The 20,106-nt window shown below is 71.5% G+C and carries 15 protein-coding genes; 2 read left to right on the top strand and 13 right to left on the bottom strand.

What is annotated here, in order from left to right; genetic code table 11:
- Positions 1 to 45: 45 nt before the first annotated feature.
- Positions 46 to 198 carry a hypothetical protein gene (locus tag ACFVT5_RS05520; RefSeq protein ID WP_389881686.1) on the bottom strand — a complete coding sequence of 51 codons (153 nt, stop codon included), beginning with the start codon at positions 196 to 198 and terminating at the stop codon, positions 46 to 48.
- A 110-nt stretch (positions 199 to 308) separates the two neighbouring features.
- Here ACFVT5_RS05520 and ACFVT5_RS05515 point away from each other — a divergent pair, with 110 nt between their 5' ends.
- The gene (locus ACFVT5_RS05515; RefSeq protein WP_389881684.1) at positions 309 to 1,502 is read left to right on the top strand and encodes a M48 family metallopeptidase; all 1,194 of its coding nucleotides are present in this window, start codon (positions 309 to 311) and stop codon (positions 1,500 to 1,502) included.
- Here the strand turns inward: ACFVT5_RS05515 and ACFVT5_RS05510 are convergent.
- The 5 genes from ACFVT5_RS05510 to proB all read right to left on the bottom strand — a co-directional run bounded on the left by ACFVT5_RS05510 (position 1,468) and on the right by proB (position 6,494).
- On the bottom strand, positions 1,468 to 2,544 hold the full coding sequence (locus ACFVT5_RS05510) for a hypothetical protein (protein ID WP_389881682.1): 1,077 nt from the start codon (positions 2,542 to 2,544) through the stop codon (positions 1,468 to 1,470). The two genes, ACFVT5_RS05515 and ACFVT5_RS05510, sit on opposite strands and share 35 nt — an antisense overlap.
- 107 nt (positions 2,545 to 2,651) lie before the next feature.
- The gene (locus ACFVT5_RS05505; RefSeq protein WP_389881680.1) at positions 2,652 to 3,257 is read right to left on the bottom strand and encodes a hypothetical protein; all 606 of its coding nucleotides are present in this window, start codon (positions 3,255 to 3,257) and stop codon (positions 2,652 to 2,654) included.
- A gap of 109 nt (positions 3,258 to 3,366) precedes the next feature.
- Positions 3,367 to 4,653 (bottom strand): glutamate-5-semialdehyde dehydrogenase, encoded by a 1,287-nt coding sequence (locus tag ACFVT5_RS05500; protein WP_389882089.1) that lies wholly within the window; start codon positions 4,651 to 4,653, stop codon positions 3,367 to 3,369.
- Between the two features lie 120 nt (positions 4,654 to 4,773).
- Complete coding sequence (locus ACFVT5_RS05495) at positions 4,774 to 5,247, bottom strand: hypothetical protein (protein WP_389881678.1); 474 nt, start codon at positions 5,245 to 5,247, stop codon at positions 4,774 to 4,776.
- 140 nt (positions 5,248 to 5,387) lie between these two features.
- Positions 5,388 to 6,494 (bottom strand): glutamate 5-kinase, encoded by a 1,107-nt coding sequence (gene proB, locus ACFVT5_RS05490; protein WP_389882088.1) that lies wholly within the window; start codon positions 6,492 to 6,494, stop codon positions 5,388 to 5,390.
- Positions 6,495 to 6,928: 434 nt separating this feature from the next.
- On the opposite strand from proB, the gene ACFVT5_RS05485 reads away from it, so the two are divergent.
- Positions 6,929 to 9,010, top strand: a complete 2,082-nt coding sequence (locus tag ACFVT5_RS05485) for a hypothetical protein (RefSeq protein ID WP_389881676.1) — start codon at positions 6,929 to 6,931, stop codon at positions 9,008 to 9,010.
- Positions 9,011 to 9,253: 243 nt separating this feature from the next.
- Here the strand turns inward: ACFVT5_RS05485 and obgE are convergent, their stop codons facing one another.
- The 7 genes from obgE to ACFVT5_RS05450 all read right to left on the bottom strand — a co-directional run bounded on the left by obgE (position 9,254) and on the right by ACFVT5_RS05450 (position 20,067).
- The gene (gene obgE / locus ACFVT5_RS05480) at positions 9,254 to 10,690 is read right to left on the bottom strand and encodes a GTPase ObgE (protein ID WP_389881674.1); all 1,437 of its coding nucleotides are present in this window, start codon (positions 10,688 to 10,690) and stop codon (positions 9,254 to 9,256) included.
- A 137-nt stretch (positions 10,691 to 10,827) separates the two neighbouring features.
- Positions 10,828 to 11,085, bottom strand: coding sequence for a 50S ribosomal protein L27 (gene rpmA / locus ACFVT5_RS05475; RefSeq protein WP_389881672.1), 258 nt, complete (start codon positions 11,083 to 11,085; stop codon positions 10,828 to 10,830).
- A gap of 14 nt (positions 11,086 to 11,099) precedes the next feature.
- A complete protein-coding gene (rplU, locus tag ACFVT5_RS05470; RefSeq protein ID WP_103551359.1) occupies positions 11,100 to 11,420 on the bottom strand; it encodes a 50S ribosomal protein L21 in 321 nt (106 codons plus the stop codon).
- Between the two features lie 235 nt (positions 11,421 to 11,655).
- On the bottom strand, positions 11,656 to 15,822 hold the full coding sequence (locus tag ACFVT5_RS05465) for an Rne/Rng family ribonuclease (protein WP_389881670.1): 4,167 nt from the start codon (positions 15,820 to 15,822) through the stop codon (positions 11,656 to 11,658).
- 238 nt (positions 15,823 to 16,060) lie between these two features.
- A complete protein-coding gene (locus tag ACFVT5_RS05460; RefSeq protein ID WP_389881668.1) occupies positions 16,061 to 16,873 on the bottom strand; it encodes a TIGR03936 family radical SAM-associated protein in 813 nt (270 codons plus the stop codon).
- Positions 16,874 to 16,920: 47 nt separating this feature from the next.
- The gene (locus ACFVT5_RS05455) at positions 16,921 to 18,060 is read right to left on the bottom strand and encodes a hypothetical protein (protein ID WP_389881666.1); all 1,140 of its coding nucleotides are present in this window, start codon (positions 18,058 to 18,060) and stop codon (positions 16,921 to 16,923) included.
- Positions 18,061 to 18,138: 78 nt separating this feature from the next.
- The gene (locus ACFVT5_RS05450; RefSeq protein ID WP_389881664.1) at positions 18,139 to 20,067 is read right to left on the bottom strand and encodes a TIGR03960 family B12-binding radical SAM protein; all 1,929 of its coding nucleotides are present in this window, start codon (positions 20,065 to 20,067) and stop codon (positions 18,139 to 18,141) included.
- Positions 20,068 to 20,106: the final 39 nt, after the last annotated feature.

Here is a 20,106-nt window from a genome sequence, read left to right as displayed (position 1 = left end):
GCGGGGCCCTGGCGGGCGGCTCGGTACGGGGGTGCCCGAGGACGATTACTTGTTGCCGTAACCCCTCAGCAGGAACCACGCCACCAGTCCGATACCCACCACCGAGACCAGCAGGACCACCCGGAGCAGGTTGCCCGGCCCCTGGTCCGCCGCCTTCGCCGATTCCGTGATCCACGCGGACGCGGTGAACTGCTCCATCACCCTCGACTCCTTCCGTGTGCTGCCCTGTCACGGTATCTCCGCCTAGTCTGGACTCGACTTCGGGGGCGGCCGGCCCGGCCGGACGACAACGCAGACATGGGGGCGTCATGACCGACGACAGCAACGGCAACGGCACCGAACAGCCCGAGCCGCAGGACAACGGGCCGCAGGACACCGAGTCGCGGGACTCCGCGCCGAGCAGGCAGCGCCGGCGCTTCCCGGGGATCTCGTCCCGGACCTACGAACACCCGGCCGACCGTTCGGCGCTCGTGGCGCTGCGCAAGCTCACCGGCTTCGACACCGTCTTCAAGGCGCTCAGCGCGCTACTGCCGGAGCGGAGTCTGCGGCTGCTGTTCCTGTCGGACTCGGTACGGGTCTCGGACGCGCAGTTCACGCATCTCAACGACATGTTGAAGGACGCGTGTCAGATCCTGGACCTGGAGAAGGTCCCGCCGATGTACGTCAACCAGGACCCGCACCCGAACGCGATGTGCATCGGTCTGGACGAGCCGATCATCGTGGTGACGACGGGTCTGGTGGAGCTGCTCGACGAGGAGGAGATGCGGGCGGTCGTCGGGCACGAGGTGGGGCACGCCCTGTCCGGGCACGCGGTGTACCGGACGATACTGCTGTTCCTCACCAACCTGGCGCTGCGGGTGGCGTGGATCCCGCTCGGCAATGTCGCGATCATGGCGATCGTGACGGCGCTGCGCGAGTGGTTCCGCAAGTCGGAGCTGTCGGCGGACCGTGCGGGGCTGTTGGTGGGCCAGGACCTCCAGGCGTCGATGCGGGGCCTGATGAAGATCGCGGGCGGGAACCATCTGCACGAGATGAACGTGGACGCGTTCCTCGCGCAGGCCGACGAGTACGAGGCGGGCGGTGATCTGCGGGACTCCGTACTGAAGATCCTGAATGTGCTGCCGCGTACGCATCCGTTCACCACCGTGCGGGCCGCCGAGCTGAAGAAGTGGGCCGCGACCCGTGACTTCCAGCGGATCATGGACGGTCACTACCCGCGCCGCGACCAGGACAAGGACACCTCGGTCACGGACTCGTTCCGGCAGTCGGCGTCGGCCTACGCGAGTGACGTCCGTACCTCGAAGGACCCGCTGATGAAGCTGGTCACGGACATCGCGGGCGGCGCCGGGGACCTCGGCGGCCGGGTGCGCAGCAAGTTCGGCAACTTCGGAGGCTCGGGTTCCGGCGGCAGCGACAGCGGGAGCGGCGGCAGCGACGGCGGCAAGGGCGCCAACGGGAGTGATGGGACTAACGGGACGGGGGAAGGCTCGGCTGAGCGCTAGCGGCCAGCGTCCCGCACAGATTTGTCGCGCTCCCGGTCGCGTACGGATCCGTGCCGGCCGGGCCGCCCGCCTTGGCGGACTGCCCGGCGAGCAGCGGGTGCAGCCGGTCGACGGAGTCGGTGGAGCAGGCGAGCGGCCCGGCCTGGACATAGGAGCTGACCATCTCGGCCTGGTGCATCCGCAGGTCGTCGCGGTCGAACCGGAACAGCAGCTCGCGGCGGACGGTGAACAGGGACGCCTTCGCCGAGGGATCGCTGCCGGTGGGGCGCAGCGCGTAGACGAAGGTGTGGTCCGAGGTCACCTCCAGGGTGTCCGCGTTCGTCTCGGTGACGCGCAGGGTGCCCTCGACGCGGATCTTGGTGTCGGCGAGCACGGCCTGTGACGGGTCGAAGCGGACCAGCCAGCCGGTGGGGGCGTGCCGTCCGTCGGAGGCGGGCCGGGTGAAGCTCTGGTCGAACTGGTCGAGCTGCTGGGGGTCGAGCAGCAGCCGTACGGGCCGCAGGGCGCTGCCGGTGAGGACGTCCGGGTCGAGCGAGGACTCGACCAGGTAGTCCTTGGCGGTGGTCAGGGCGGTGATGACCTGGCCCTCCGAGAAGTGCGCGGTCGGGCGGGACGCCGGCAGGGTGACGCCGTTGCCGCCGATCCGGAACTGCGCGGCGGGGCTGTGCGCGACCAGATCGTCCGCGCTGCCGCCGGGCACCGGCGAGGTCGGCGCGAGCGGGATGACGGTGATCCGCAGCGGTTCGGCGGGCTTGGCGAGCGGCGTCTGGTACGGCTGGCGTACACCGAGGTAGATCGCGGTGCCGAAGGCGACGGCGATCAGCAGGACCAGGATCAGTGCCTGCCGGGACAGAGCGCGGCCCAGGACGGGGCGGCGCCGGACGGCGGGGGTGTGGTCGGTGACGCGCTCCTGGGCGGAGTACTCCTGGAGCCGCGCGGCGCGTACGAACGACTCGTCGAACACGACGGATCGGTACTCGTCGTCGTTTCCACCGGGAGCGCCCTCGGGTGTCCCCTGCGGTGGGTCTCCTGGCCCGCTCATACCTTCAGAGTAGGTCTCAGGGCGTCCGGGTAAACGCGGGGGAACGCGACAAGTTCTGTCAGGTTCGCACCAGGTTCGCGCCAGGCGAGGGACCGGTGGGGCGGTGGTCAGGGCGTACGCGGTACGGCGGGCACCGGTGACGGCGAGGAGTCGGCGGATCCGGCGGATCCGCCCGCCGAAGGGATTCCCGGTGCGTTCTGCTCGACCTCGGTACTGGCCGGGGGCGGGACCTGGTCCTGGCGGCCCGACGAGGCGCCCCGGTAGACCGCGGCGAAGGCCAGGGCGACCATGCCGACGCCCATCACCAGGGCGAGCAGCCAGGCCACGGGACGGTGCCAGCGGGCGTGGACCAGGGAGCCGCCGTGCCTCGCGTAGCGGTCCTCGACGAGGTCCGGGTCGTACAGGTCGTCGTCGAAGCCGTGCTCATGGCCGTACGGGCTGACGTCGTCGGGGCCGAAGCCCTCGGGGTACTCGTCGTCGCGTCCCGCGCCCCGGGCGCGTGCCCTGCGGGCCTCCGCCTCGGACGCCTCCGCGCGGGCCTCGGCAGCGGCCAGCAGCCGCTCGACCGCGGTGGGCTCGTGGATGCGCGCGGACCTGACGAACTCCTCGTCGAAGACCACGGAGGCGAACTCTTCGTCCGCGCCCCCGCGGTCGTGGTCGTCGTCGGGCTCCCTGCCGTCCGGGAACGGCGTGCCCCCCACGTCGTCCGGCACCCCTCCAGAGTAGCCCGGAGGGGGCAATTTGGGCAGACGGTCCGGGCATTCGTCCTACCCCGCATCGGGCGGTTCCCGGCGGTCCACCGGGCCCGCCGAACCGGTGGTGTCAGCCGCGGATGTGCCCGTCACCCGTGACGATGTACTTGGTGCTCGTCAGCTCCGGCAGCCCCATGGGCCCCCGGGCGTGCAGCTTCTGCGTCGAGATCCCGATCTCGGCGCCGAAGCCGAACTGTCCGCCGTCCGTGAACCGGGTCGAGGCATTCACAGCGACCGTCGTGGAATCGACCAATTGGGTGAATCGGCGGGCGGCCTGCTGCGAGGTGGTGACGATGGCCTCGGTGTGTCCGGAGGACCACAGCCGGATGTGCTCGACCGCCTTGTCGAGGGAGTCGACCACGGCGGCGGCGATGTCGTACGACAGGTACTCGGTGTCCCAGTCCTCGGCGGTCGCCTCCACGACGGTGGCCTTGGAGCCCTCGGCGTACGCCTGGATCCGGGCGTCGGCGTGGACGGTGACCCCGGCCTCGGCGAGCGCGTCGAGGGCGCGGGGCACGAACGCGTCGGCGATGTCGCGGTGCACGAGAAGGGTCTCGGCGGCGTTGCAGACGCTGGGCCGCTGCGCCTTGGAGTTGATCAGGATGGCGACGGCCATGTCGAGGTCGGCCCGCGCGTCGACGTAGACATGGCAGTTGCCGGTGCCGGTCTCGATGACGGGGACCGTGGACTCCTCGACGACCGTGCGGATCAGCGAGGCGCCGCCGCGCGGGATGAGGACGTCGACCAGGCCGCGGGCGCGCATCAGTTCGCGGACGGACTCCCGGCTCTCGCCGGGGACGAGCTGGATCGCGTCGGCGGGCAGCCCGGCGCCGCCGATGGCGTCCCGCAGCACCCTCACGAGCGCGGTGTTGGACTCGAATGCCGATGACGAGCCGCGCAGCAGGACCGCGTTGCCGGACTTGAGGCAGAGGGCGGCGGCGTCGACGGTGACGTTGGGCCGGGCCTCGTAGATGATCCCGACGACGCCGAGCGGTACGCGGACCTGGCGCAGGTCGATGCCGTTGGGCAGGGTCGAGCCGCGGACGACCTCGCCGACCGGGTCGGGCAGCGCGACCACGTCCCGTACGTCGGACGCGATGGCGCGGACCCGCTCGGGCGTGAGCGTGAGCCGGTCGATGATCGCCTCGGCGGTGCCGGCCTCGCGGGCCTTGGCGATGTCCCGCGCGTTGGCCTCGACGATTTCCCGGGTACGGACCTCCAGCGCGTCCGCGATGGCGAGCAGCGCGTCGTCCTTGGTGGCCCTCGGCAGCGGCGCGATGTCGGCGGCGGCGGCCCGTGCGCGGTAGGCGGCGCGGGCGACCTCGGACATGTTGTCGTACGGCGAGGCGGCGGAGATGGGCGGGAGCGACGTCATGCGGGAAGCGTAATGCGACGCCGTAGGACGGTCCGCCGCTGTCCCACACCCCGAGACGGATGTCGGAAGGCTGGACACCCGCCGGGGCGGCCCGGGGCGCGGTCAGTACGGGTGGACGCCCACGGGTGTCGCCGGGAGCGGGCCGTACCCCTCGGCGATCCGATGGTGGTAGGTCTCGCGGTCGATCACTTCGAGACCGACGATCTCCCAGGGCGGGAGCTGGGCGGTCTGGCGGTGCTCGCCCCACAGCCGCAGCGCGACGGCGGCGGCGTCGTGCAGGTCGCGGGCCTCTTCCCAGTACCGGATCTCGGCGTGATCGTTCGCGTATCTGCTGGTCAGTAGGAAGGGGTGATCGTGGGCGAGCTGTTCGAGGCCGCGCCTGACCTCCTTCAGCGGGGCTTCGGCGCCCGAGACGCTGAGCGTCACATGCCACAGCCGCGGGGCGTCGTCGGTGTCCTCACCGTCGTACGTGTCCCCGGCCGCGACGCTCGTCAGGACACGCTCCTCCCCCACCGCCTGAAGAGCGTGGGAGGTCCTTCCACCGCGGGACGCCGCCCCCTGGCGTACTCGTCTCACGACGGCCTCCTTTACGCAATGGTTGTGCCAATTCCCTGCAACAAAGTTGAGCAGGCCATTGGTGTCCTCGGGGGCGCTTTTGCAGAACGTCCACCGCTGGGGCGGGCCCGGCTCACGCCGTGGCGCGGCCGTTTCGGAGGCTATGGGTGCAGGAGTACCAAATCGTCCCGGTGTACGACCTCGCGCTCATACGCCGGGCCCAGTTCGCGCGCCAGTTCGTGGGTGGAGCGTCCGATCAGCAGCGGGATCTCCTTGGCGTCGAAGTTGACGAGGCCCCGGGCGACCGCGTGGCCCCGGGTGTCCCGCAGTTCGACGGGGTCGCCGGCGGTGAAGTCGCCCTCCACGGAGGCGATTCCGGCGGGCAGCAGCGACTTGCGGCGCTCGACGACCGCGCGGACGGCGCCGTCGTCGAGGGTGAGGGAGCCGCGCGGGGTCGAGGCGTGCTGGAGCCAGAGCAGCCGGTCGGCGGAGCGGCGCCCGGTGGTGTGGAAGTACGTGCCGGTGTCGCGGCCGGCCATGGCGTCGGCGGCGTGCACGGCGGAGGTGAGGACGACGGGGACACCGGCGGCGGCGGCGATCCGCGCGGCCTCGACCTTGGTGACCATGCCCCCGGTGCCGACGCCCGCCTTGCTCGTGCTGCCGATCTCGATGCCGTCGAGGTCGGCGGGTCCGCGTACCTCGGCGATCAGGGCGCTGCCGGGTCTCGTCGGGTCGCCGTCGTAGAGACCGTCGATGTCGGAGAGCAGGACGAGCAGGTCGGCGTGGACGAGATGGGCGACGAGGGCGGCCAGGCGGTCGTTGTCGCCGAAGCGGATCTCGTCGGTGGCGACGGTGTCGTTCTCGTTGACCACGGGCAGCGCGCCCATGGCGAGGAGCTGGTCGAGGGTGCGCGAGGCGTTGCGGTGGTGGGCGCGGCGGCTGGTGTCGTCGGTGGTGAGCAGGACCTGCCCGACGCGGACGCCGTACCGGGCGAAGGAGGCCGTGTAGCGGGCCATGAGCAGGCCCTGGCCGACGCTGGCGGCGGCCTGCTGGCGGGCGAGGTCGCGGGGGCGGCGGCGCAGTCCGAGCGGGGCGAGTCCGGCGGCGATGGCGCCGGAGGAGACCAGGACGATCTCCCGCTCGCCGCCGCCACGGGTCTTGGCGAGGACATCCACCAGGGCGTCGACGCGGTCGGCGTCGATTCCGCCGGCGGCGGTGGTCAGCGAGGACGATCCGACCTTCACGACGATCCGGCGGGCGTCCGCCACCGGCTGCCTGGCGCCCTGACTTGCCCCTGACACCTGATTCCCCTATGCCGCTGTGTGATCTCGCGTACGCACTTCCGTGACGTGTGCAATCTACGGGAGGGCCGGGGCCGGGCGCCGCCGCGTTTCGAGGGGCGGACCGGGGCGGGCGGGACAGCGAACCGCGGTGACCGGAATGCCACGTACCGGTGACTGCTGTCCGACCAGCGGACTGCGACGAGGGAAACACTCTCGGGGTTCCAAGGCTTTCGCCCCATTTCAGGTGATTGAAGTCACCCAAGATTGCTAGGCGGTGGGCCGAAGTCATACGGTCAGTGGTCGACCTCCGTTCGCGCGGGCCGAACCCCGCACCTCCGCGCGGGCCGACCCCCGCACGACCGCGGGCCGAACCCCGCGACGCCCTCGCCTTTCCGACCCTTCGCCAGGAGCCCAGCCCCGTGCCCTCCGCCGGACTCGCCCCCCGCCGCCTCGTGCAGCTCACCGTGCTGTGCGCGATGTTCGCGTTCTACATCGCCCAGCTCGTCGGCGCCCTGGTCCCCTACGTTCCGGTGTTCGTCACCGCGAGCGTCGCGGGCCTCGCGCTCGACATCTACCTCCAGTACCGGCAGCCAGGGCTGCTCTCGCTGCTCAGCAAGATCCGTCTGGACGTCACGGTCCGCCAGCTGCTGCGCGACATGATGCTGCTGCTCGGGCTGCTCCGGATCGACGGCATCGAGCCGCTGGAGGAGCAGTCGCCGCTCACCATCGCGCTGCTCACGTTCTACCTGCTGCACTTCGCCTGCCAGGCCACCGCCGTCATGGTGCGCCGGGTGCGGACGCTGCCGATCATCACGCGCAACATCGACGCGTCGACGCTGCACCTGACCAAGGCGCCCCCGCGCATCCTGGCCCGCCGGCAGGCACACCGGCTGCTCATCGGCTCCATCCCCACCACGGTCGGCCTGCTGCTCACCGCGATCACCACGGACGCGTACTGGGGTGGCATCGGTCTCGCCGTCTCCCTCGCGCTGCTCGCCGGCGGCACGCTGTATCTGGCGACCTGGCTGCTGCCGAAGAAGCGCGCGAAGAACGACCAGAAGGTCATGCAGTGGCTCGACAAGTGGCTGGCGAGCTACAAGCCGACGGTCGCCATGTACTTCTCGGGCGGTACGACCTCCGCGTACCAGGCGAACATGTGGCTCTCCACCCTCTCCGACCTCGACGCCAAGCCGCTGATCGTGCTGCGTGAGCGGTTCATGGTGCAGAAGATCGAGGCGACGGACGTACCGATCGTCTGCTTCCCGAAGGTCACGACGCTGTTCTCTCTGGAGAACTCGACGCTGAAGATGATGCTGCACCCGGCGAACTCCGGTAAGACCTCGCAGGTGCTGCGCATCCCCACCATCAAGCACGCGTTCATCAACCACGGCGAGAGCGACAAGCTGTCCTCCTGCAACCCGTACGCGAAGGCGTACGACGAGGTCTGGGTCGCGGGTCCGGCGGCGCGTGAGCGGTACGCGCTCGCGGAGGTCGGGGTCGAGGACAAGGACATCGTGGAGGTCGGCCGGCCGCAGCTCGCGCCGATCACGCCGTACGCGGGGCCGCCCTCCGGGGAGTTCACGACCGTGCTGTACGCGCCGACCTGGGAGGGCTGGGACGGCAACCCGGGCAACACGTCGGTGGTGCTCGCGGGCGAGAACATCGTGCGGCGACTGCTCGCCGACCCGACCGTGCGGCTGCTCTACAAGCCGCACCCGATGACCGGTTCCGTCGAGGCCGCCGCGGGCGCGGCGAACGACCGCATCATGGCGATGATCCGCGAGGCGAACACCCGGCGGTCCGGGGCCCGGCCCGGTTCCGACGCGGTGGCCGAACTGGCCCGCCGCACCGCCGAGTTGGACAGGCTCACCCTCTCCGACTTCCGTACCAGCGCGGACGAGATGGAGCGGATGCTGCTCCAGGGCGCGCCCGACGGTGACCGCGAGGCCGAGATCGCCGCGGCGACGACGGCGTGGGAGGCGGCGTACTGGGCGTCCCTGCCGGAGTGGGAGCACCAGATCGTCACGGACGTCCGTCCGGCGATCTTCGCCTGCTTCAACCGGGCCGACCTGCTGATCAGCGATGTGTCCTCGGTGGTCTCGGACTGGCTGAGCAGTGATAAGCCGTACGCGGTGGCCAACACGTCCGGTCTGGGCGAGGCCGCGTTCCGCGCCGGCTTCCCGACCGTGTCGGCGGCGACGATCCTGACGCCCGACGCGGAAGAGCTGCCCGCGCTGCTGGCCTCGGTCCGCACACCCGGGGCGGATTCCTACGCGGCGACCCGCGCCGACCTGAAGGAACACCTCCTGGGCCCCTCGGACCAGCCGTCCCGGGACCGCTTCAACGCCGCCGTACGGGCCCTGTGCGAGTCCGCCGACGAGCGCCGGGTCCGTATGTCGTCCCGCCTCGCGGCGGAGATCCCGGGCCAGCGAGCGGCCACGGACGTCACGGGCGACCTGGAGGAGACGGCGGCCGACGAGTCGGACTCGGTCACGGCGTAACGCCGGAGCAGAAAAAGGCAGTCGGGCCCCGGAAGAGGACTTCCGGGGCCCGACTGCTGTTACGGCTGAAAGACCGGTGCGAAACTGCGGGTCGTCGGTGGCTGGTCGCGCCCGCGCGGCGGAGCCGCACATGTCACAGCCCCGCGCCCCTTACGGGGCGCGTACCGCACCGGACCCGACGGGGGCTGGGCACCGGACTCCGTCCGACGACCCCACGCCCCCGCACCTCACGACGGCCGCTCGCTAGAACGGCTCGAAGCCGTCGTACTCCTCGTCCGACGCGTCCCGCTCCGCCTGACGGTCGCGGCGACGCTGGGCGGCCGGGCGCGGCTCCTCAAGGCGGTGGTCCTCGCCTCGGCGGCCGAGCATTTCGGCGCCCGTCATCATGGTGGGCTCCCAGTCGAAGACGACCGCGTTGTCCTCGGGGCCGATGGCGACGCCGTCGCCGGTGCGGGCGCCCGCCTTCATGAGCTGTTCCTCGACGCCGAGGCGGTTGAGGCGGTCGGCGAGGTAGCCGACGGCCTCGTCGTTGTTGAAGTCGGTCTGCCGCACCCAGCGTTCGGGCTTCTCGCCGCGCACGCGGTACAGGCCGTCCTCCTCCTGGGTGACCGTGAAGCCGCTGTCGTCGACGGCCTTCGGGCGGATGACGACACGGGTCGCCTCCTCCTTCGGCTTCGCGGCACGGGCGCCCGCGACCTGCTCGGCGAGCGCGAAGGACAGCTCCCGCAGCCCGGTGTGGGCGACCGCGGAGACCTCGAAGACGCGGTATCCCCGCTTCTCCAGGTCCGGCCGGACCAGGTCGGCGAGGTCCTGCCCGTCGGGTACGTCGATCTTGTTGAGGACGACGACCCGGGGCCGGTTGTCGAGGCCGCCGTACTGCTTCAGCTCCTCCTCGATGACATCGAGGTCGGAGACGGGATCACGCTCCGATTCGAGGGTCGCCGTGTCCAGGACGTGGACCAGGACCGAGCAGCGCTCCACATGCCGCAGGAACTCCAGGCCGAGGCCCTTGCCCTGGCTGGCGCCGGGGATGAGACCCGGCACGTCGGCGATGGTGTAGACGGTCGAACCGGCGGTCACCACACCGAGGTTGGGGATCAGGGTCGTGAAGGGGTAGTCGGCGATCTTCGGCTTCGCGGCCGACAGAACAGAGATCAGCGACGACTTGCCGGCGCTCGGAAAGCCGACGAGCGCGACGTCCGCGACGGTCTTCAGCTCCAGGACGATGTCCTGGAGGCCACCGGGCTCACCGAGCAGCGCGAAGCCGGGCGCCTTGCGCCGCGCCGACGCCAGCGCCGCGTTCCCAAGGCCCCCGCGACCGCCCTGCGCGGCCACGTACGAGGTGCCGTGCCCCACGAGGTCGGCGAGGACATTGCCCGCGCGGTCGAGGATCACGGTGCCGTCGGGCACGGGCAGGACGAGGTCCTGGCCGTCCTTGCCCGACCGGTTGCCGCCCTCGCCTGGCTTGCCGTTGGTGGCCTTGCGGTGCGGGCTGTGGTGGTAGTCGAGGAGCGTCGTCACGGCCTGGTCGACGACCAGCGTGACATCGCCGCCACGGCCGCCGTTGCCGCCGTCCGGGCCGCCGAGCGGCTTGAACTTCTCACGGTGGACGGAGGCACAGCCGTGGCCTCCGCTACCCGCGGCGACATGCAGCTCGACGCGGTCCACGAAGGTGGTCATGGTTCGGTGCCTCCAGTTACGTACGGAAAGTGGTGCTGCGCGGCCCGAAACGGACGGCGCCCCCCGCAGGGACAACACGCGAAAGGCGGACCCGCTTCCCGTACGGGAAGTGAGGTCCGCCTCGCGAGTCGAACAGGTCAGACTGCGACCGGGACGATGTTCACGACCTTGCGCCCACGGTGCGTACCGAACTCCACCGCACCCGGCTGGAGGGCGAACAGCGTGTCGTCGCCGCCACGGCCGACGCCGGAGCCGGGGTGGAAGTGGGTGCCGCGCTGGCGGACCAGGATCTCACCGGCGTTGACGACCTGACCGCCGAAGCGCTTCACGCCGAGCCGCTGAGCATTGGAGTCGCGACCGTTCCGAGTGGACGATGCGCCCTTCTTGTGTGCCATCTCTCCTCAGTCCCTTACTTCGCAGCCGCGGGGATCTCAGTGACCTTGATCGCCGTGTACTGCTGGCGGTGGCCCTGACGACGGCGGTAGCCGGTCTTGTTCTTGTAGCGCAGGATGTCGATCTTCGCGCCCTTGTGGTGGTCCACGACCTCGGCCTGGACCTTGATCCCGGCCAGCACCCACGGGTCGCTGGTCACGGCTTCCCCGTCGACGACGAGCAGGGTCGAGAGCTCGACCGTGTCGCCCACCTTGGCGGTGGAAATCTTGTCAACCTCAACGATGTCGCCGACAGCAACCTTGTGCTGGCGACCACCGCTGCGCACGATGGCGTACAAGCGGATCTCACTCTCTGTACTCGAAACGGGAACCTCTGAAGCCAGCCGCCCACACGGGTCCGGGGACCCGATGATCCGGAGGACGAGCGGCCTCTCCGGCCCGGCCTGAACGGCCCGACCTGGAGGGAGATGCTCAGAGGGATGGCGCACAAACGCCGACGGTCCAGGTTACGGGGCCCGGTGTGATGGGTCAAACCGGGCCCCGTCGCCCCTGGGGGCGGTCGAACTGGGGCGGTCAGGCGTCGTCGGCGGTGGCCGTGACGGACGGGAGCGTCTGCTCCGCCGCCGCGGTCTTCTTCGTCGCCTTCTTGGCCGCCGTCGCCTTCTTGGCGGTGGTGGCCTTCTTCGCCGTCGCCTTCTTCGCCACGGTCTTCTTCACGGCCGTCTTCTTGGTGGCCGCCTTCTTCGCGGTCGCCTTCTTGGCGCTCTTGCGCGCCGCGGCCTTCTTGGCCGGGGCGGACTCGTCGGCGGCGGCCTCTTCCTCCGCCTCCTCGTCGCGCCCGGCGGCCTCGTTGGCCTCTACGGGCTCATCGGCGCGCGCGGGCTCCGGCGCCGCGTCGGCCGAGGGGACGACCACGACGGCCGCTTCCTCGGACGCGGTCGGCGCGGTGGCCTTGCGCACGGCACGGCGACGGGGGCGGGCCGGGGCCGCGTCCTCGTCGGAGACCGGCTCGGACGTAGCGACCACGGGCTCGTCGGCGACCGGCGCGGGGAGCGTCGGCGCGGCCACGGGGACCGTCACCTCGGCGGCCTCGTCGGACCCCTGCGGCGAGCCGGCCGGGGCCGACACCTTGCGGGTGGCCCGCCGGCGTGTACGGCCCTTGGGCGCGGCCTCGTCCACCGGGGACTCGACCACCGGGGTCTCGTCCACCGGCGCGGGGGCCGGCTCGGCGACGACCTGGGCGGGCGTGTTGTCCACGACGATCTCGCCATCGGCGAGAGCGGCGGACTCGTCGTCCGCGGCCCGCTCGAAGCGCTCGGCGCGCTCCGCCCGCTTCGAAGGACGCTCGGCGGCCCTCGGCGCCCCGGCGGGCGCGGACGCCCGGCGGGTGGCCCGGCGCCGCGATCGACCGCGGGTCGCCGCGGCCTCCGCCTCGGCGACGCTGCCGAACAGCTCCTCGTCGGGCGCGAAGTCGGGCGCGGACAGCGCGACCGGCTCGGCGACCTCCGCGGCGACCTCGGCCTCGGTCTCCTGCTCGTGATCGGTCTCGGCGGCCTCGTACTCGTGCGTGTGCTCGGGCTCCTGGCCCTGCTCGGCACCGCTGGCACCGCGCCCGCGCTTCTTGCGCTTGCCGCCGCCACCGGTCGAGGACGGCTGCTCCATGTGCACGATCACACCGCGGCCGTTGCAGTGGACGCAGGTCTCCGAGAACGACTCCAGGAGCCCCTGGCCCACCCGCTTACGGGTCATCTGGACCAGGCCGAGCGAGGTGACCTCGGCGACCTGGTGCTTCGTACGGTCCCGGCCCAGGCATTCCAGCAGCCGGCGCAGGACGAGGTCCCGGTTGGACTCCAGGACCATGTCGATGAAGTCGATGACGACGATGCCGCCCAGGTCGCGCAGCCGCAGCTGACGCACGATCTCCTCGGCCGCTTCGAGGTTGTTCCTCGTCACGGTCTCTTCGAGGTTGCCGCCCTGTCCGGTGAACTTGCCGGTGTTGACGTCGACCACGATCATGGCCTCGGTCTTGTCGATCACCAGCGAGCCACCGCTCGGCAGCCAGACCTTCCGGTCGAGCGCCTTCATCAGCTGCTCGTCGATCCGGTACGTCGCGAAGACGTCGACCTCGGACGTCCAGCGCTGGAGCCGGTCGGCGAGGTCGGGCGCGACATGGGCCACGTATCCGTGGATGGTGTCCCACGCCTCGTCACCGCTGACGATGACCTTCGAGAAGTCCTCGTTGAAGATGTCCCGGACGACCCGGACGGTCATGTCCGGCTCGCCGTAGAGCAGCGTGGGGGCGTTCCCGCCGTTCTTGGCCTTCTTCTTGATGTCCTCCCACTGCGCCTGGAGCCGCTCGACGTCACGGCTCAGCTCGTCCTCGCTGGCGCCCTCGGCCGCGGTGCGCACGATGACGCCCGCGTCCTCGGGGACGATTTTCTTGAGGATCGTCTTCAGCCGCGACCGCTCGGTGTCGGGGAGCTTGCGGCTGATACCGGTCATCGACCCCTCGGGGACGTAGACCAGATAGCGGCCGGGCAGCGAGACCTGGCTGGTGAGGCGGGCGCCCTTGTGGCCGATGGGGTCCTTGGTGACCTGGACGAGGACGGACTGCCCGGACTTCAGGGCGGTCTCGATACGGCGCGGGCCGTTGGCCATGCCGAGCGCCTCGAAGTTGACCTCACCGGCGTACAGGACGGCGTTGCGGCCCTTGCCGATGTCGATGAAGGCGGCCTCCATCGACGGCAGCACGTTCTGGACCTTGCCCAGGTAGACATTGCCGACGTACGACGTCGACTGCTCCTTGTTGACGTAGTGCTCCACGAGCACGTTGTCCTCAAGGACGCCGATCTGGGTGCGCTCGCCGTACTGGCGGACGACCATGACCCGCTCGACGGCCTCGCGGCGCGCCAGGAACTCCGCCTCGGTGATGATCGGGACGCGACGGCGGCCCTGCTCACGGCCTTCGCGGCGGCGCTGCTTCTTCGCCTCCAGACGGGTCGAGCCCTTGATGGACTGCACCTCGTCCGACGGCTGCTTCTCGTCCTTCTTGCGCGGCTCGCGGACCTTGACGACGGTCCGCTCCGGGTCGTCCGGCGTCGGGTTCGTGTCGGTGGACGCGTCGCCCGCCCGGCGCCTGCGCCGACGCCGGCGCCGGCTGCTGCTGGAACCGGAGCCCGATCCCTCGGATTCCTCGTCCTCGTCGTCGTACTCGTCGGCCGCGCTGTCGTCGCCGCGCTGTCCGGCGCCTTCGTCGTGTCCGGAGCGCTCGGCTCCGTCGTCGCCGTGTTCGGCGGACTCGCCGCCCTCGGCGTCGGCGGACTCGCCCCGGCGACGGCGACGGCCACCCCTGCGGCGACGCCGGCGCGCGCCGGTCTCCTCGGTGTCGTCGGCGCCCTCGGCCTCGTCGGCGGCGTCGCCGTCGTACGCGCCCTCGTCGGCGCTCTCCGGCTCGTCGGTGTCGACGGGCTCGGTCACCTGGGCGGCGACGGGTGCGGCGGGGGCGGCGGGCTCGTCGTCGGCGGCCCGGCGGCGGCGACGGCGGCGTCCGCCGGTCTCCTCGGCCACGGGGGTCTCGTCGGCGGGCTCGGGCTCCGGGGTCTCCTCGGCGGCCTCGGCCGCGGCAGCGGCGGCGGCGCGCTCGGGGGTCTGGAACATCGGCTCGGTGAAGACCGGCGCCTGGAAGACGGCGACGGCGGGCCGCTTACGGCGGTTCCCGTCCCCTTCGTCGTCCTGGTCGCGCACGACCGGAGCGGGCGCGGAGAAGCCACCGGCGGCCTTACGGGCGACCCGGCGCCGGCCACGGCGCGGGGAGTCGTCCTCGTCGGCACCCGTCGCGACGGGCGTCTGGGTCGGGGTGCGCGGGGCGCTCTCGGCCGGGGCCTCGGGGGCCTCCACGGCTTCGGCCACCGGGGCGGCTTCGGCGGCGGCGCGGGTCGCGCGACGGCGCGTGCGCCGGGGCGCCGCCTCTTCGGCGGTGTCGGCCTCGGCGGCCGGGGTGTCCTCGGCGACGGCGGGCGTCTCCTCGGATACGGCCGGGGCGGTCTCACGGGTGGCGCGACGGCGACGCGCGCGGGGGGCGACGGTGTCGTCGGGGGCGGAGGAGTCGGCGGTCGGTGTCGCCGCCTCGGTGGGGGCCGTCGCGCTCGCGGTGGCCTCGGTGGTGGCCGATCCTGCGGCGCGCGTCGCGCGGCGGCGGGTACGGCGGGGCGCCGCGGACTCGCTGTCCTGGGCGGCGGTTTCCGGCTGGTCGGGGGTGGACACGGCGGCCTCCTCGAATGCGGCGACCTGGTCGGTGCCGGGTGTGGCCTGCACGGTCAGTTCGGCCGCGGCGGTCGCCCCGGCGTCGGCGGGCGCCGAGGCCCGGCGCGTGGCGCGACGACGGGTGCGCCCGGCGGGCGGGGCGTCGTCCGCCACGGGGGCGGGGATGTCTGGTACGGCCGTGGCGTCGGAGACGACCTCCACGGCCTCGGTCGGATCGGCGGCCTCGACGAGACCGGCGGTGTCCGCGGTGTCGATGTCGGTGTCGACAGCGGTATCGATGGCGGTGTCTGCCTCGACGGCGTCCTCGTCGTCGGTGAGGACAGCCGCCGGGACGTCATCGACCGGTATGGCCGGCGCCGCCGCGGTCGGTGGACCCGCCGGGCGGGATGCCGCGCGACGCCTACGGCGGGGCGGCAGGGTGTCGCTGGGGGTGCTGTCGGTGTCGGAACCCTCGGCGGGTTCGATCGGTTCGAGCATGCGGGCGGTTCTCCCGTCAGGCTCCCGGGCGCCACGCCGAATCCGGTGACATCCGCGGCTCGCGCGTCTCGCGCGGCGCCGCCGTCCGGGGCGCGGGCGCCGCACGGGAGCTATCTGTGTCCTGTCTCACCGGTTCCGTACGCCATATATGCGTACGGCCTGGTGAAAGTCTTCTGGTCGGTGCGCTGCCCGACCCAGGTGGCTCCCGAGTACAAGGGCTGCGCTTCGACGACCGTCCTTACGCGGGACCTTCCGGCGTCGACGCCGTCGCGATGGCGGATCCGGCGCCCCCGAGGGCCGCTGTTACCACGGCCGGGGTGGTCGGGACTGCCTCGCGGTCAGGCGCGAGCGGGTCGGTCACCGTGCCGGTCTCTTCATCGAAAAGCCCCTGCGCCAGCCTGGTCACCGCTGCGGGGACCGGCGGCGCCAGGTCGGCCACAGCTCGGAGACCGGACAGGACGTCGTCAGGTCGAACGGCAGGCGTCACGTGCCGAACAACCAGCCGCAGTATCGCACAGGGCCGGTCGGTCGGCCTATCAGCCTCGGTGGTCACCTCGGCCGGGTGTGCCTCCAGGCTCGCGACAGCCGCGCGGGCGTCGAAGGTACGCATGCCGTTCTTGGTTCTGCGCTGGACCTCGACGGTGTCCGCCGCCTGGAAGGCGGCGACGGCGCGCCGCGCGTCGTCGGGCTCGACACCGTCGAGCCGCAGCTCCCACACGGAGGCCGTCAGCCGGTCGGCGAGGCCCGGAGTGTGGGCCTCGACCGCGTCGACGATGTCGATGCCGGTGGGCAGCGACTCGTCGAGGAGGTCACGCAGCTTCTGGGGGTCACGCGCCTCGGTGAGCGCGATCTCCACATACTCCGCCTCACTGCCCGTGCCGGTGGGTGCGGCATTGGCGTACGACACCTTCGGGTGCGGGGTGAATCCCGCCGAGTACGCCATGGGCACCTCGGCGCGGCGCAGCGCCCGCTCGAAAGCGCGCTGGAAGTCACGGTGGCTGGTGAACCGGAGGCGGCCCCGCTTGGTGTAGCGCAGTCGGATGCGCTGCACCGCCGGTGCGGGCGGTGGGCCTTCGGGCTGTCGCTTACCCAGTGTCGTCAGTCCTTCGTGAGAGCGGTCGTACTGCTACCTAGAGTACGACTCGCGGGCGCTCCTGGTTCCCGCCGGTCCTTGTCGAGGGTGATCGGGGCGGGTGCGCGGAGCGGTTCCGGCACCGGTTCGCGCGGGGCGCCGAACAGGGCCCGGCGGATGTCGGCGCGGACCTCCCGGGCGCTGTCGCGGGCGGCGGCGAGGGCGCGGCGGGCGGCGCGTCCGGTCTCCCGGGCGACGCTCGCCACGGGGCGCCACACGGCGTCCCGGAGTACGTGTCCGACCGGGGTCAGGACGGTCCGGTACACCCATCGGACCGGTTCGACGAAGATCCACCGGAAGAGGGTGCCGAGGGTGCGGCCCACGGCGAGCGAGATGTGTCCGGCGATCCGCCAGGCGTGTCCGAGCGCGGTGCCGATCTCCCGGGCGACGACGGCGATGCCCCGTCCGATCGGCACCAGGACCCAGTTCCACAGGGCGGTCAGGGGCAGCACGAGCAGGATCCGCAGGGTCCAGTAGACGGCGGCGCCGATCCCGGTACCGATCATCCGGACGGTCCAGACAAGGGCCCGCCCGACGGGTGCCAGGACCCACTGGTAGAGCCATACGACCGGCACGACGAGCAGGTACCGGGTGAGCCAGGCGACGGCGTGCCCGACCGGGGTGAGGAACTGGGCGTAGACCCAGCGGGCGATGGCGCCGATGACGGCACCTGTGCCCCGGACCAGCCAGGCGATCCCGGTGCCGATGCCGCGGACCAACCAGGCGATGGCGTGCCCGACCGGCGTCAGCAGATAGGTCCAGAGCCACCCGAGCGGCACCACGAGCAGCACCCGGACCAGCCAGGCCAGCGCCTGCCCCAGCGGTACGGCGACCCACGTCCAGAGCCATCCGAGGGGGACGACGACGAGGACGCGGCCGAGCCAGAGCAGGGCGCGTCCCACGGGCCGCAGCACCGCTCGGTCGAGGAACCGCCCCGCCACGACGAGCCCGTCCCACAGGAGCCGGACCGGCACGACCAGGACGAGAACGACGATCCGCACCGGAATCCTGATCGCGACGGCGAGACACCCTTCGGCCTGCCGCTCCGGCAGGTCTCGGGAGCGCGGCTGCGGCGGTGGGGGCTGGTAGGGATCGGCGGGTTCCATGCAGCTATGGACGCACGGGACACACCCCGCCGTTGCGGCGGGGTGCCACCCGTGATGAACCGGTTACGTCAGCACCGCTCACTCATTGACGACGGTCAACGGCAGCAGCTTCTTGCCGGTGGGGCCGACCTGGATGTGGGTGTCCATCTGCGGACACACCCCGCAGTCGAAGCAAGGGGTCCAGCGGCAGTCCTCGACCTCTGTCTCGTCGAGGGCGTCCTGCCAGTCCTCCCAGAGCCATTCCTTGTCGAGGCCGGAGTCCAGGTGGTCCCAGGGCAGGACTTCCTCGTACGTGCGCTCGCGGGTCGTGTACCAGTCGACGTCCACGCCGAGGTCGGGCAGCGTCTTGTCGGCGCAGGTCATCCAGCGGTCGTACGAGAAGTGCTCACGCCAGCCGTCGAAACGGCCGCCGTCCTCGTAGACGGCGCGGATGACGGCGCCGATGCGGCGGTCGCCGCGGGACAGCAGGCCCTCGACGATGCCCGGCTTGCCGTCGTGGTAGCGGAAGCCGATCGAGCGGCCGTACTTCTTGTCGCCGCGGATCTTGTCGCGGAGCTTTTCGAGGCGGGCGTCCGTCTCCTCGGCCGACAGTTGCGGGGCCCACTGGAAGGGCGTGTGCGGCTTCGGGACGAATCCGCCGATGGAGACGGTGCAGCGGATGTCGTTCTGCCCGGACACCTGGCGGCCCTTGGCGATGACGTTGACCGCCATGTCGCCGATCTGGAGGACGTCCTCGTCGGTCTCGGTGGGCAGGCCGCACATGAAGTACAGCTTCACCTGGCGCCAGCCGTTGCCGTACGCGGTGGAGACGGTCCGGATGAGATCCTCCTCCGAGACCATCTTGTTGATGACCTTGCGCAGCCGCTCGGAGCCGCCCTCGGGGGCGAAGGTGAGGCCGGAGCGGCGGCCGTTGCGCGTCAGCTCGTTCGCCAGGTCCACGTTGAAGGCGTCCACCCGGGTCGACGGGAGGGACAGGCCGATCTTGTCCTCCTGGTACCGGTCGGCGAGGCCCTTGGCGATGTCGCCGATCTCGCTGTGGTCGGCGGAGGACAGGGAGAGCAGGCCGACCTCTTCGAAGCCGGTGGCCTTCAGGCCCTTCTCGACCATCTCGCCGATGCCCGTGATGGAGCGTTCACGGACCGGGCGGGTGATCATGCCGGCCTGGCAGAAGCGGCAGCCGCGGGTGCAGCCGCGGAAGATCTCCACGGACATCCGCTCATGGACCGTCTCCGCGAGCGGCACCAGGGGCTGCTTGGGGTACGGCCACTCGTCCAGGTCCATGACGGTGTGCTTCGACACGCGCCACGGGACACCGGACTTGTTCGGTACGACACGTGCGATACGGCCGTCCGGCAGGTACTCGACGTCGTAGAAGCCCGGGACGTACACCCCGCCGGTCTTCGCGAGCCGGAAGAGGACCTCCTCGCGCCCGCCGGGCCGCCCCTCGGCCTTCCAGGCGCGGACGATCTCGGTGATCTCCAGGACGGCCTGCTCGCCGTCGCCGATCACCGCGCAGTCGATGAAGTCCGCGATCGGCTCGGGGTTGAACGCGGCATGGCCGCCGGCCAGCACGATCGGATCGTCCAGCGTGCGGTCCTTGGCCTCCAGCGGGATGCCCGCGAGGTCGAGCGCGGTGAGCATGTTGGTGTAGCCGAGTTCCGTGGAGAAGCTCAGCCCGAAGACGTCGAACGCCTTGACCGGGCGGTGGCCGTCCACCGTGAACTGCGGTACGCCGTGCTCGCGCATCAGCTCTTCGAGGTCGGGCCACACGCTGTAGGTGCGCTCGGCGAGGACGCCGGCGCGTTCGTTGAGTACCTCGTAGAGGATCATGACGCCCTGGTTGGGCAGGCCGACCTCGTACGCGTCGGGGTACATCAGGGCCCAGCGGACGTCGCACTCGTCCCATGGCTTGACCGTGGAGTTCAGCTCGCCGCCCACGTACTGGATCGGCTTCTGGACATGCGGGAGAAGCGCTTCCAGGCGGGGGAAGACGGACTCGACAGGCATCGCGGCGTCTCTCATGAGCGGGACGGGTGACCCTCAACC

It is taken from the genome of Streptomyces sp. NPDC058001, assembly GCF_042886315.1.
Lineage (GTDB): Bacteria > Actinomycetota > Actinomycetes > Streptomycetales > Streptomycetaceae > Streptomyces.
The sequence above is the reverse complement of the archived record's forward strand: the minus strand, read 5'-3'. Positions and strand labels throughout refer to the sequence as shown.

Coding starts and splice junctions, on each gene's coding strand:
- rpmA (WP_389881672.1), bottom strand. CDS start 11,085: ATGGCACACAAGAAGGGCGCATCGTCCACTCGGAACGGTCGCGACTCC.
- ACFVT5_RS05520 (WP_389881686.1), bottom strand. CDS start 198: ATGGAGCAGTTCACCGCGTCCGCGTGGATCACGGAATCGGCGAAGGCG.
- ACFVT5_RS05465 (WP_389881670.1), bottom strand. CDS start 15,822: ATGCTCGAACCGATCGAACCCGCCGAGGGTTCCGACACCGACAGCACC.
- ACFVT5_RS05450 (WP_389881664.1), bottom strand. CDS start 20,067: ATGCCTGTCGAGTCCGTCTTCCCCCGCCTGGAAGCGCTTCTCCCGCAT.
- ACFVT5_RS05455 (WP_389881666.1), bottom strand. CDS start 18,060: ATGGAACCCGCCGATCCCTACCAGCCCCCACCGCCGCAGCCGCGCTCC.
- obgE (WP_389881674.1), bottom strand. CDS start 10,690: ATGACCACCTTCGTGGACCGCGTCGAGCTGCATGTCGCCGCGGGTAGC.
- ACFVT5_RS05515 (WP_389881684.1), top strand. CDS start 309: ATGACCGACGACAGCAACGGCAACGGCACCGAACAGCCCGAGCCGCAG.
- ACFVT5_RS05510 (WP_389881682.1), bottom strand. CDS start 2,544: ATGAGCGGGCCAGGAGACCCACCGCAGGGGACACCCGAGGGCGCTCCC.